Annotated in this window: 14 protein-coding genes; 1 reads left to right on the forward strand and 13 read right to left on the reverse strand. The window is 48.6% G+C overall.

Translation table 11 applies throughout. The annotated features are described in order from the left end of the window. Nucleotides 1-171: 171 nt before the first annotated feature. Genes AAX04_RS04715 through AAX04_RS04725 form a run of 3 tightly spaced genes read right to left on the reverse strand, consistent with a single transcriptional unit; the run spans nt 172 to nt 2,349 of the window. Nucleotides 172-717 carry a DUF6884 domain-containing protein gene (locus AAX04_RS04715; protein ID WP_066794783.1) on the reverse strand — a complete coding sequence of 182 codons (546 nt, stop codon included), beginning with the start codon at nt 715-717 and terminating at the stop codon, nt 172-174. Between the two features lie 27 nt (nt 718-744). After that, the gene (locus AAX04_RS04720; protein WP_066794787.1) at nt 745-1,662 is read right to left on the reverse strand and encodes an ornithine cyclodeaminase family protein; all 918 of its coding nucleotides are present in this window, start codon (nt 1,660-1,662) and stop codon (nt 745-747) included. Nucleotides 1,663-1,707: 45 nt separating this feature from the next. Continuing rightward, on the reverse strand, nt 1,708-2,349 hold the full coding sequence (locus AAX04_RS04725; protein WP_156519697.1) for a hypothetical protein: 642 nt from the start codon (nt 2,347-2,349) through the stop codon (nt 1,708-1,710). Between the two features lie 423 nt (nt 2,350-2,772). Between AAX04_RS04725 and AAX04_RS11855 the strand changes: the two genes are divergently transcribed. Continuing rightward, a complete protein-coding gene (locus AAX04_RS11855; RefSeq protein ID WP_156519707.1) occupies nt 2,773-2,919 on the forward strand; it encodes a DNA-directed RNA polymerase subunit P in 147 nt (48 codons plus the stop codon). On the opposite strand, the gene AAX04_RS04735 is transcribed toward AAX04_RS11855, so the two are convergent. The 10 genes from AAX04_RS04735 to AAX04_RS04780 form a co-directional block, all read right to left on the reverse strand. Continuing rightward, nucleotides 2,916-3,791, reverse strand: a complete 876-nt coding sequence (locus tag AAX04_RS04735) for an SMP-30/gluconolactonase/LRE family protein (protein WP_084761207.1) — start codon at nt 3,789-3,791, stop codon at nt 2,916-2,918. The genes AAX04_RS11855 and AAX04_RS04735 overlap by 4 nt on opposite strands. Before the next feature lie 53 nt (nt 3,792-3,844). Then, nucleotides 3,845-4,570 carry an endonuclease NucS gene (nucS, locus tag AAX04_RS04740; protein WP_066794797.1) on the reverse strand — a complete coding sequence of 242 codons (726 nt, stop codon included), beginning with the start codon at nt 4,568-4,570 and terminating at the stop codon, nt 3,845-3,847. Nucleotides 4,571-4,618: 48 nt separating this feature from the next. After that, nucleotides 4,619-5,155 carry a nicotinamide-nucleotide adenylyltransferase gene (locus AAX04_RS04745; protein ID WP_066794799.1) on the reverse strand — a complete coding sequence of 179 codons (537 nt, stop codon included), beginning with the start codon at nt 5,153-5,155 and terminating at the stop codon, nt 4,619-4,621. A 148-nt stretch (nt 5,156-5,303) separates the two neighbouring features. Further along, nucleotides 5,304-5,672 carry a hypothetical protein gene (locus AAX04_RS04750; protein ID WP_066794936.1) on the reverse strand — a complete coding sequence of 123 codons (369 nt, stop codon included), beginning with the start codon at nt 5,670-5,672 and terminating at the stop codon, nt 5,304-5,306. Nucleotides 5,673-5,677: 5 nt separating this feature from the next. Beyond that, nucleotides 5,678-7,054 (reverse strand): sulfate adenylyltransferase, encoded by a 1,377-nt coding sequence (sat, locus tag AAX04_RS04755; protein ID WP_066794802.1) that lies wholly within the window; start codon nt 7,052-7,054, stop codon nt 5,678-5,680. A gap of 10 nt (nt 7,055-7,064) precedes the next feature. Then, nucleotides 7,065-8,975: an adenylyl-sulfate reductase subunit alpha gene (gene aprA, locus AAX04_RS04760; protein WP_066794805.1), complete on the reverse strand. Its 1,911-nt coding sequence runs from the start codon at nt 8,973-8,975 to the stop codon at nt 7,065-7,067. 4 nt (nt 8,976-8,979) lie between these two features. Then, a complete protein-coding gene (gene aprB / locus AAX04_RS04765; RefSeq protein WP_066794808.1) occupies nt 8,980-9,468 on the reverse strand; it encodes an adenylyl-sulfate reductase subunit beta in 489 nt (162 codons plus the stop codon). Further along, on the reverse strand, nt 9,468-10,313 hold the full coding sequence (locus AAX04_RS04770; protein WP_066794810.1) for a hypothetical protein: 846 nt from the start codon (nt 10,311-10,313) through the stop codon (nt 9,468-9,470). Before AAX04_RS04770 ends, aprB begins: the two co-directional genes overlap by 1 nt. 73 nt (nt 10,314-10,386) lie before the next feature. Next, nucleotides 10,387-10,692 (reverse strand): 4Fe-4S dicluster domain-containing protein, encoded by a 306-nt coding sequence (locus AAX04_RS04775; protein ID WP_238377802.1) that lies wholly within the window; start codon nt 10,690-10,692, stop codon nt 10,387-10,389. Beyond that, on the reverse strand, nt 10,685-12,088 hold the full coding sequence (locus AAX04_RS04780) for an FAD-binding oxidoreductase (RefSeq protein WP_066794814.1): 1,404 nt from the start codon (nt 12,086-12,088) through the stop codon (nt 10,685-10,687). Before AAX04_RS04780 ends, AAX04_RS04775 begins: the two co-directional genes overlap by 8 nt. Nucleotides 12,089-12,295: the final 207 nt, after the last annotated feature.

Genomic DNA, 12,295 nt, shown 5'->3' on the forward strand with positions numbered 1-12,295 from the left:
TTACCCTGGGTTTCCGAGACCCGCAGTGGCAAGGAACCCCTGGCGACAGGGCGGGAGCTGCTGCGGTGAGGGGGCCCAGGGAGACCGTCGAGAAGGAGACGGTGGAGGTTTAACACCTACCGCCTCCAGAGAGACGGCTCTTCCTAACCAGCTATTTGTGAATTAGAATCTTCATGAGACTGGTAGTTCCATAATCCTCTTGACGTAGTCGCCCTGCCCCCTAACCCTAATCAATGTGGCGTTTCGGCAGTTCTCAAATGGCCCCATAATGGGTGAGTATACATTTATTGAGCCACCTATGCATGGGTTAATTCCTAGTTTGCGCGTTAAGTAGCTGAAAGCCATCATGTATGGTCTAGATAACCTAACGATGAGTAGGTTGAACCTTGAGTTGATGAATGAGTTAAGGCCCCCATTACCCCTCCTGCTCTTGACCCAGCCATCAACAACGGTGGTGTAGTTCTTGACGGTTATCTTGGCTTCATAGGGTAGTATCGGTTGATCACCGCGTATTAGGCCATACCTGGCCGATAGTATGAATACTGATTCAGGTTTAAGTCTCAGGTGTTGAATTGTCTTAACGAATTCAAGCCCAGTGTACATCATGAATGCTGGTAGTGATGGTAGGGTTGAGGTGTAGTAATCCTCGTTGTCAAGGTCGAAGCCTGGTGGGTTATCTGGTCTAATGCGTTTACGTGCACTGCAATGTATAAGCAAGCCAATGTTAAACCCAGCTATGTTAAATCACCTGCCTGCACCACTGATGTACCTTGTGTATATGTGGTGGGCGGCGGCCACGTCAAGTATTGGGAAGCCCACCGACTTATATATAGTGTAGCCATTACCCACGGTGCACCTAACCTCGCCGGCAAGGGCCTCTGATAGGTCTATTAACCTTAGGTTCGATAGGTCTTCACCCGCCTCATTAAGCACCGCTTCCCTATTATCGGCTATTACGCAATCCGCACCTTCAAGCACCCCCCTATCAATTTCAACAACAGGCTTCGGCGCGCCAACAGATATTACGTGTTCCCCAGGCCTTGGTTTCACGTTGAGGACTGGGGTTGTTGACGTTGTGGCTATGATTATGGTCCCGCAGCGCTCAATAATCTCACTAACACCACTGGCCCTATGGCCATTAATCCCAAGCCCCCTCAGGTAGTTTAGGAACTCGCTAAGCCTCCTTTCACCCCTACTGACAACGTAAGCCTCCTCCACCTTAAACACCCGTGAAAACACTAGCGCATGGTACCTTGCCTGCTCCCCAGCCCCAATGAAGCCTAGCACCTTGGTTGAGGCATTAGTAACCTTAACGCTTAAGGCTGATGCAGCCGCCGTCCGTAACCCAGTTAATGATCCACCATCAATTGTTACCAATGGTGAGCCATCATCGCCGTTAAACAGGATTACTAGGCCATTTATAGTCTCAAGCCCCTTAGCGGCATTACCCGGGTATAGGTTAACCACCTTGACACCAACCCCCATCCCCTCAACGTAACCAATCATTAAACCCCACCAATTACCCTTAATACTGGTGCTGAACCTGGGGGGTGCGATGCCACCACCCTCATGCAGCTTAATTAAGGCTTTGCTCACCGAGTCAATTAATCCCTCATAGTCCACTATTGATAGTACCTGCTCCTTTGCCAGGTGTTGCAGCATTAATATTTCCCATCTACCTTTAGGGTTATTAATTATTATTTTACGCTACACGATTATTATATCCACTGAGTCATCTCCCCCCTTACTTCTTGATGTTAAAGCCCTAATCCCTAATCCAGGGGTCTTTATTATGCGGTTATCGGTTATTCCACTAATCTTAATCCCCATCCTACTGAGTATTGCTTTGGTCTCCTCGGGGCTTAGGTTAATCTTAATCTTATTAGCCTCGGGTATGTTACCCACGGCGTTCACGATGTCGCCGTACCCATTAATGTTGCTAATGGCTAGGGGGAGGCTGATGACTAGTAGGACTGGGTAGTAGAGGGATATTGATATGTAATCTCTGATTAAACCCACATGCTCCTCTGGTTTCTGAAAGAACATCTCGAAGTTATCTATGACGTACCCCATGACCACCCTGCCACTGGAGCAGGATAGGTCAACATCGCCGTTAACGTGCCTAAGTGACCTAATGACCACCCTACCGCTACTTAATCCAGCACTAGCCTTCCTCACAATTAGGGTTTTCCCTGATCCGTAATCACCCATAAGCATGTAGAGGCCAGGTTTGCCAGACTTGAATATTGAAATAACCCTCCTGTAGGCGTGTACGGCGCTTTCACCAAGCAGCTCAATCCTCCTAACCTCATCACAGCTTAGGTCCTCTGAGTAAGGCTTATACATCATTAATGATACGTTTAATGTAATATAAGAGTGTATCGTATAGAATAAAAGCTGGTGGTGACAAAATGCCAAGTCTTGCTATTCATGGCGGGGTCGCTCCACTACGTGGGGTCTCGCGGAGATGGGTTTATAAAACCCAGCCTTACTAAGTATTCAATAACCCCGCAATAGGCGGGGTAACTACCGAGACCCCAGAGTGAAACCCCACCCTTAAAGGCGGGGAGGGGGTCATAGCCAATAAGTACCCATTGTGGCTTATATTGAGTCTTAGATTCCCTCAATGCATTGCAGAAGAAATGTATTTTAAACAGGGTTAGCTAAGGTTTCTGCATGGGTGAGGAGTTAAGTAACACAGTAGCGGGTGGTGTGGAGGAGCAGGAGACGAGGGAAACTGAGGAGGGTGGGTTGGAGGAGAGGAAGATATACATGTGCTTAAGTTGCGGTAGAACCTTCGGTAAAAGTGAACTTGAGATCTTCGGAAGGTCGACCGGTACTATAAGGTGCCCCTACTGCGGCTACAACATCATTATTAAGGTGAGGGTTTTCAAGGGAAGTTCAATAACGGCTGTTTAGAACCTGCATTTACTAACCATGGTACCTCTAACGCCAGCTTCAACACTGAACACGTACCCATCCGGCCCAGTGGTTTGCCTGCTCCTATCCGTGGCGGTGGTTATGAATAGCGTAGTTAATGAGCTACCTCCAAAGGTGCATGATGTAGTGTACTGGGCTGGAACCTCAACCTGCCCAGTGACCTCACCGTCAACAGGGTTAACCCTAAGAACCTTACCACCACCGTACAGGGCAATCCACAGGTAACCCTCAGAGTCAATTGTCATACCGTCGGGCACGCCTGGGTAGCTGGATAGGTCAATATGCTTGATGACACCCTCCACAACGCCCTCCCTCCGATTATACCTAAGCACCGTAACCCTCCTAGTTGGGCTATCTATGTAGTACATTGATGAACCATCCTGGGACCACGCAATGCCGTTTGAAATAGTCACCGACCCCATTATTTTCCTTAAGCCAAAGCCGGGGTCTACTACGTATACTGAGCCAGTGGGGTTCTTCTCATTCATGTCCATAGTCCCAGCAACCAGCCTACCCTCAGGGTCGCACTTACAGTCATTAAACCTGTTACTGGGTGGTTCATTAACCGTGGCAAGCACCCTTAGCACTGATCCATTGTGAGGGTTAACGAGGAGTACCCTATCCTTAACAGTAACCACGAGGTTACCATCCTCATTCGGCATTACGCAGCTTGGATATGGACCAATGTTAATGGTCCCCACATGGCCATCGATTAACCTGTACGAGTGAACTCTATCACCTAAAATGTCAACCCAGTAAAGTGTGTTTGATTCAGGTAACCAAATGGGTCCCTCACCAAGCACGGACCTGGGTAAGTTACCCAGGACCATGGGCCTACTTGCCTGCACCATGAATGCCTTAACCCTCACCGCTAATTAAGCATTCCCTGGGTGCTTCAATAGGTTTAAGTGTAGTTAATTATGTTAGCGTGGGTATACCTCCTGAACTCAAGTCCATAATCCTTAAGGTACCTGTACGCCGACGTGGAAATACCAGTGGCCACTAAGATACCTCTCACACCTCTTCCGGGGTTCTTACCCTTAATGTACTCTACATACCTCTTGAGCTGGTGAACAGCCTCTGGAGATGCCTCACCCCTCTTAACCTCAACCACGACCAGGTTACCTAACTTATCCTCACCCAGTATATCGATGCTACCAACCATAGTCTCGTACTCCCTGCTTAACACCTTGAAGCCGTCCTCCACGAGGCTGGGGTTAGCCATTATGGCGTCAACCACGTCCTTCTCAGTTCCAATGACCTTAAAGTCCTCGGTTAGGCCGATCTCCATGGAGGAGACCATGTAAACCTTGTGGATGCGTATGGTCACGTATTCCCGTGGACTATACCTAATACTCCTTAGGACGAGCACATCACCATCAACTGATACGAAGAGTTGTGAACCAGGTGGGTTCCATATGACTGGCTTCTCCCTATAACCCTCATGAACCATGAGCACCCCATCGGGCTTAGTTATTATTAACCTGGGCATTAGCCTTAATTGGGCAGCTGCCCTACCACTGTAGGTTGCCTCAACCTGCCCATAAATGACAATAACCCTACTTGACTTATACCTACTTATGAACTGTGCTGCTTCCTTAACCGTAGGGTTAAGTAGGTGATCAAGCATTAACAATATGTGTTCACTGGGTCTTTTAACCCATACCCTTAATTACGGTTAGGGATTACCCTTTAGAACACCTTCAATAATCGCCAATTTCCTAACCCTCTCAACGCCGTTTACACGACTAATGAAGTCCCTTACTGGTTCAGGTACTAGTGTTACCCAGTCATCCTTGCCCAGGGCCATGAGCATCCTTATGTTGGATCCACTTAACCTATCCTTATTAAACAGTGGTGTATTGAACACGGGTATCTTCCAGTAGGAGAGGGCAATCCTAGTGAACTCATCGTTGCTATATATTAGGTCGAAGCTTGGGCAGTAATTCCTAACGTAGGAGAACCATATTGACGCCAACCCACCAGTGTCAGGTATTGTGCATACACTGAACTTGATACCCATCCCCTCGAGAACCTCAGTTAACATTTCAATTCTCTCACCGGCTGTGAACGGGTTCTTAAAGGTAAATGACTGGTTTGAGGAACCTATACCCACTATTAACCTATCCACGTTATCCTGCCTACTTATCCACTCCATTGCGCTTAAATGCCCCAGGTGAACCGGTTGAAACCTACCTATGAATAGTGGCTTCACCTATGGGTCAGCGCCATTTTACTGAGGTGTTTTTGTGCATTATGGTTCATTCAGCCAGTTTCATGGATCACCCGTTGGAATACGCATAGTAACTTCGCTAAGCTATTATGGGTTGTAAGTAAGAAAGAATTTACGCATTTTTAAGGCTTCAGCCGCAGTAGGCCACATTAGGCGGAGGCAGATACTCATCCTCCTTCGCTGCAGCCTCCTTAATTCTACTAAGTCTATTAGGCTTAAGTAATTCACTGAAAACCTCAGGCCCGGTACTCTTCAACTGTACAATAACTTCAAATAGCTCCCTCTTAAAGACTACGGGTGTCTCCTCAATGAAACCCCTGGCGTCGATTCTAGCCCTTGGAAACTCCTTAAGAATCCTTTGAGCTATTTCATCAGGTACAGTTAGCTCAATAACCTTCAAGTAACCTCCATATAGGTCCTTAACCTCATTCTCTACGGGGGTTCCCCTGATTCTCTCAATCCTTGACTTATCTAGGATTACGGCTATCTTATAGGGCATGTGGGTCACCTCCTACTGCTCACCTCCATTGGCTTCAAATCAACCTCAAGCTCCCTTTCCTTTAACTCAAGATACCTCCTGTTCACGAAGGGATAATTATACACACGCCACCACTTAACAATAACCCTGTAAACCTCAGGCCTGAATATTATGGGTGGTGGCTCAATACCCTCTGCGATAAGGCCTCTGATGAAGCTTCCACTAAACCTCTGCGCCACATCAGCGTGACCGCAGGTATCGCTGTAGGCTATCTCCCCGCACTTGGGGCAGTACCAAAACTCCTTGATGTTAACGGGCCTTATCTTAAGGCCCTTATCAAGGTCGTAGGGTGGGGCTGGTAATCCAAAGCTTGGTATACCCCTCTCCCAGAGTATCTGTGTTGAGTATGGGTCGTAGTAGTCACCAACGGCTGCATGATCCCTACCGAACATGTGGTGAGTGCAACCCATATTCTGCCTAACTATGCCGTGTAGGAGTGACTCAAGCGGGTTACCATACCTCATGTCCCACAGCGTCATGGTGACCATATGCCTCTTGGGGCTTATGTAGCCGTACTTGCTAACGGCCTCATGCCCCTCTAATATGGCCTCATCAACGAAGTCACCAAGTCTCTTTGCGCCAATTATTGCGTTGACCAGTATGCCGTGGCATGGCTCAATGTCACCCATGAAGGCGGCGTTTTTCATTAGGTGTTCGTGGCCAGTGTGGGGGACATTCCTTGTTTGGTGCGCTATAACAGTCCTCCAACCCCTCCTCTGGATCTCCTCACGGGACTTAGCTGGTGGGTACCAGAACCTGTTGTATGGATCCTTGAATATGGGTTCATTTATTACGTGGACTTTACCGGCCAGTGCAACCCCACCCATACTCCTGTATATTAACCAGCCTGGATGCTTCTCATCAAACCTCCTCCTAACGACCTCAGGGTTTTTCTCAGGTGTGCCAAAGGTCCTATCTGCAATATCCCTAGGGTCAAACCTCCACACCTCCTCAATGTCGAGTATTGCAAAGGGCTGTCCCTTAAGCCTAAGCAGTAGCCTATCACCCTCCTTGACGTTAAGCTTCCTTAACTCATCCTCAGTTACGTCGAATATTATTGGGAATGGGAATAACCAGCCGCTGAGCAGTCTCCTCTCCTTAAGGACGCTTTCAGTCTCATTCCTAGTCATGAACCCCTCAAGTGGGCTGAAGAAGCCGTAGGCTATTGACATCACCTCCCTGTAAACGTTCCTAATGGGACTGCCATCGATAGCGCTCCTAGTTGGCCTTATATCAAACCCCACGGCCCCAGCGGCCATGTTCACAGCCTTATCAGTGTCCCTGATGACTAAGTCAACGAGTTTGCCTCCATGCGGGGGTGGGGTCTGTATCTTCAGGCTCATGCACACCACCTCATGGGAACTCTATAATGTGAACAACAGGCACTTTCCACAACTCCCACCTTCCAGTTTCGGCATCATACTTGGAGTTGACGAAGACGTGCCAGTTATCATCGTCCAGTGCAGGGTAGTCAGCCCTAACGTAGTAGCCAGGCCACCTTGTCTCCTTCCTGAACTGCATATGCCTAACCACAGCCTCTGCGGTCAGTATCCTATGCCAGAGCTCCCAAGTCCTCATTAATTCGTGCCAATCTTGGGCTACGGCGTACTTTATGAAGTCCTCCTTCAGGAATTGAATTAGTTCAAGGGCCCTATTAAGCATCCACTCGTTGGTGATGTACATTGTTGACCAGCCACCGGCGTACTCATCCATGATCTTCTGGAGCCTAAATAAACCCTGCTTCCAATACATTTTACCTGGGTCAATTGGGTGCATGTAACCTGGACCAGTAACAACAGTGTTCTTACCCTTCTCCCAACGCTCCAGTGGTTCAATTAGCTTGGCTGTTAATGAATCAACCTGCTGCCTATCAACCTCAACCCTCTCGTCACTATGGTCCATTAGGTAAAGTACAGCAGCTTTAGCGGCTAACCTACCCTCTGTGAATGAACCACTGCTGAATTTATGCGGATTAGCACCACAGGCGTCGCCAGCGCAGAATAAGCCATCCAGAGTCGTCATCCTATTGTAACCCCAGTAGTACTGGTACCTCCTATCATTGGGTAACCCGTCAATAACCCTCGGCGATAAATCCTCAGGCCCACTGGCCCAGGCACCGCACTCGGTTGCGTGCGAGCCCATGACGTATGGCTCGGTGGTTATGACTTCGTAAGGCCTCTCTGAGGGTTCATGGTTCTGCCCAGCCCATATGCCAACTTGGCTAATTGTCATGTCCAGGAAGTCCTCAAAGGCTACTGCCTCACTCTCAGTACCCTTCTTAACGGTTTCATCAGTTCTCATTAGGCTTGGACCCCTGCCCGCCATCCACTCAAGGCGTTGGGCGTAGACCCTCAGGGTTGTTGGTGTTATCGGTAGGTCGACGTACTTACCCTTACCACTGTAAAGCTTCCTTATCTCATCAAGGTGTGGCTTCCAGAAGTCCTGGCCATTGACATTGCTTATCCTCGTCTTCAGCAGTAATTGATACGCCCCAACTGGCCCGTATCCATCCTTAAACCTAGGCACAACGAACCTAGCCTCCATCATGGTCATGACTGCCCCTGCCTCAATCATCATACCGTATGATGACGCTGATGACCATGGTGGATACCAGCTCCTACCCAACCCCTCACCCTGGGACCTGGGTCTATATATCTGCGAGCCACCACCAGCGGCCATTATAACCGCCTTAGCTCTAAAGACGTAGATTGCCCCATCATTAGCATTGAACCCTAGGGCACCGACAACCCTATTTGGGTTTGTTGGGCTTTTCAATAGGTGGGTTACCATGACCCTATTGAGTATGTTCTCATCGCCAATGGCTTTCCTAGCGGCCTCAGCCACTATTGCCTTGTAGGACTCCCCATGAATCATGATCTGCCACTTGCCCTCCCTCACGTAACACCCAGTCTTTGGTTCAGGCCATATGGGTAATCCCCACTCATCGAATAGGTGCACCGTTGAATCAACATGCCTAGCGTAGTCATAGACGAGGTCCTCTCTAACAACGCCCATTAGGTCACCTCTCACGTACTTAACGTAGTCCTCAACGGTGTTCTCCTTGCATCTAAGTCCTAGATACGTGTTTATTGCCGATAACCCCATCGCCACAGCGCCACTCCTATTTATATTGGCCTTCTCGGCTAGTATTATTCTGCAGTTCCTACACCAGTACCTAGCCTCCCAAGCCGCACCTGTTCCTGCCATTCCTCCACCAATTATTAGGATGTCCGAATCTACGTACCTAACCCTAGTCTTTACCATATTCTCACCCCCTCACCTCAACCTTCACCATTTCAGGAACCTTGATTCTTGGAAGCTCAACACCCAGTTTATTACCGCCAAGCTTCTCATGCTCAAAGGATAAGTAAGGTGTCCTCAGCATATCCTTAGGCGGCTCCGGGGTTTCGTGAGGTGGCTTTATTGAGCCCCATGGCGTAGTCCTTATGGGGAATACGAAGTGCTTAACAGTACCGTTCCTGTACCTAATTGTCCAGTAGACCCTGTTAGTCTCCTCATCCCTATAAACCTCAACAGCACCACCCAATGGTGTGAAATCGGCATAACCCCTAATCTGAACAGCTCCCTGCGGGCAGTGCTTAACGCAGTTGTAGCATTCCCAACAGGACTCAGGTTCAATATTAACGGCCTTCCTACCAAAGACTCCGGTCTTGGTGAACTGCATTATGTGGCTTGGGCATATGTTGACGCAGTCGCCGCACCCAGTACACCTGGCTGGTATCACGTACGATGGCATTAGCCGGTCACCTTGGGTTTATGGGCTGGGTGGTGGGAGTGCAGTGCCTTCTCGGCTAAGTCACCGCTCCATGGGCCTAGGAGCCTAGGCTCCACATCCCTCCAGGTCCTATACCGGTCATAGAGTTGCCAAACATACGTGTATATAGCATGGCTAAACTTAGTCCAGGGCATTGTGGCGAACAGCATTATCACAATAACTATGTGCACTCCAAATGTTAACTCTAAGGCTAGTTCATTAGTTGGCATCGTGAGTTCAACACCCATTACACTGAAGCCGCTCAATGCCGTGAAGAACACTAGCCACAGGAAGAGGTCTGTTAGCGCCTGTTCACCAATGGGCCTAGTACCCTGCCACCTGGTAATCATCATTAGTATAAAGCCTATTATAATCAACAATCCACCCGCTGCACCAGTCGCAATAACCGCGTAGGGCCCCATTGGGCCGAGTTTACCGCCTGGTATGAAGGTTGTTCCATTAATCCATTTATCGTAAATGAAGCCGAGTGTAGTGGATACTGCGGCTAATACAAACCCCCACCAGACGAGTGCATGGGCCAGCGCCTTAGTTTTCGGCTTACTTAAGTATGATGACTGGGTATGGCATGCGGTCATTGGTGCACCGTAAAATGGGTATAGGAATGCGGTCACTAGGGCGGCCACGAAGGCGCCGGCGCCACTCCAATTGCGTGTTGGTCCTTTCATCGGTGTATATACGCTTAGGCTTGATAATGAGAGAATGCCTCTACTTATTTCTATGGTGAAGCCTATGGCCATTTCCACAAGGAGCCCTATGGCGCCTAACACCACCCACTCATGTGGTATTGGCATTTTTAACTCGATCATACAGCGGGAAGTTTTCACATGTATCTTAAATCTCTTAATATCGTAAGCCTGATCTTGCTAGTTTACATTAAGGCTATTTTAAAGCGTTTCTAACCAACAGGGCCTTTGCGTCATGTATAGCCTCGGCTATCTCAATGCCGGCTGGGCAGACTTGGTTGCATGCCCTACAGTTTAGGCATGATAATAATCCATCGTACTCGTCACTATTCACGTCAATGCCCTGAGATAAGTAAATTATCAGCCATATCCTCCCCCTAGGCCCATGAATCCTACGCCTAGTGGCTGCGTAAGTAGGGCATACTGATTCGCAGAAATTGCACCTGGCGCACCTGGTTAATGAGTACTTCTCGACTAGAAGCTTAACCTGGTCATTAATCAATATCGATCACCTTACCTGGGTTAAGTATGTTATTGGGGTCGAAGACCCTTTTAATGGCCTTCATCAACCTTAACTGGGCTATACCCTTAACCTCCAGTTCACTGGTAAGTAAGTCCTTCTTCAACACCCCTATACCGTGTTCACTGCTCACTGTCCCACCCAGGTTAATGGCCATTAAACCCAATTCCCTACTCACTGAGTAAAGTTTAGACACTGATGACTGGTCGTTTGGGTTGTAGATTATGTTTGGGTGTAGGTTACCATCACCAACATGCCCCCAGGTAACTATCTTCAAACCGTACTTACTGGCTATGCTACCTATCCCCTTAACCGCCTCAGGTAGCCTTGATGGTGGTACGGATATGTCCTCCGGCATCACTCTCATCCCACTGAATAGCCTCAGGAGAGCTGGGTAAGCGGCCCTCCTGGCCATGTATATCCTATCCATCTCATCTTTGTCACCTGTCCACTCAATCTCATAGCCCCCAGCCCCCTTAAGTATGTTAACCATGGAGTCTATGTACCTTTTCATGGCCTCAGGGGGCCCGTCTAAGTCAATTATCAGCATGGCCTCCGAGTCCCTTGGGTATGTGAACTCCTTCACATAGCCTGATACAGCCTCCATGGTGCCCCTATCCAGGAATTCAACTATGAGGGGCCTAAAGCCCCTAGCCTTAATCATGCCAACCGCCCTGGCTGCATCCACAACGTCTCTGAAGTATACCCTAAGCCTAACAATAGCCTCAGGTAGGGGCCATATTTTAAGGTATGCATTGGTTATTACACCAAGGGTCCCCTCACTCCCTATTACTAGGCTGAGTAGGTCGTAACCTGCCCTACACTTTAGGGTCCTGCACCCCATGAAGACTGGTTCACCTGTTGGTAGAACCACCTCGGCCCCAAGGACCCAGTCCTTAACGGTACCGTACTTAGCACCCCTCATGCCACCTGCCCCATTGGCCAATGAACCGCCCACAGTGGCGGCTGTGCTGCTGGCTGGGTCGGGTGGGAAGAAGTGGCCGTGTCTGGCTAACTCAGCGTTTAACTCATCAAGCCTAACACCCACCTCCACGTGGACGTAGCTATCCTCGAGGTTAACCTCAAGAACCTTATTCATTCTCATTAAATCCAGCACAACTGCGCCATTATACGGTATCGGTCCACCATGTAGACTAGTTCTGCCGCTACTGGGTACTATGGGGATTAGGTACTCGTTAGCTAGCTTAATGACCTCAGAAACCTCATTAGTGGTTTCAGGTTGAATAACCATCCTGGGTATGGCTGATTCAGCCGGTGAGGCATCATAAGAGTAAAGCATCAACTCACCCCTCGACTCTATGACCTTGTCACCGCTCACAACCCTCTTAACCTCAGCCCTAAACGACTCAAAGTCCATGGGTTAACCCAGTGTTAATAGGAATTTAAACCTTAGATCAGCCTTCACCTCAGGTCAATGCGTTAAGTATCAATACTGTACCATGATCATTAAGGCTAAAACCTAATTTAAAGCGTGTTCTTTCATATGCTTAATCATCAGGGTGGTTGTTATTTTAAGGCCTACTGTCAATGGCAATTTAGGTACGCTTATAAATCGGTCCATGGT

It is taken from the genome of Caldivirga sp. MU80, assembly GCF_001663375.1.
In the GTDB taxonomy this organism is placed as follows: Archaea; Thermoproteota; Thermoprotei; order Thermoproteales; family Thermocladiaceae; genus Caldivirga.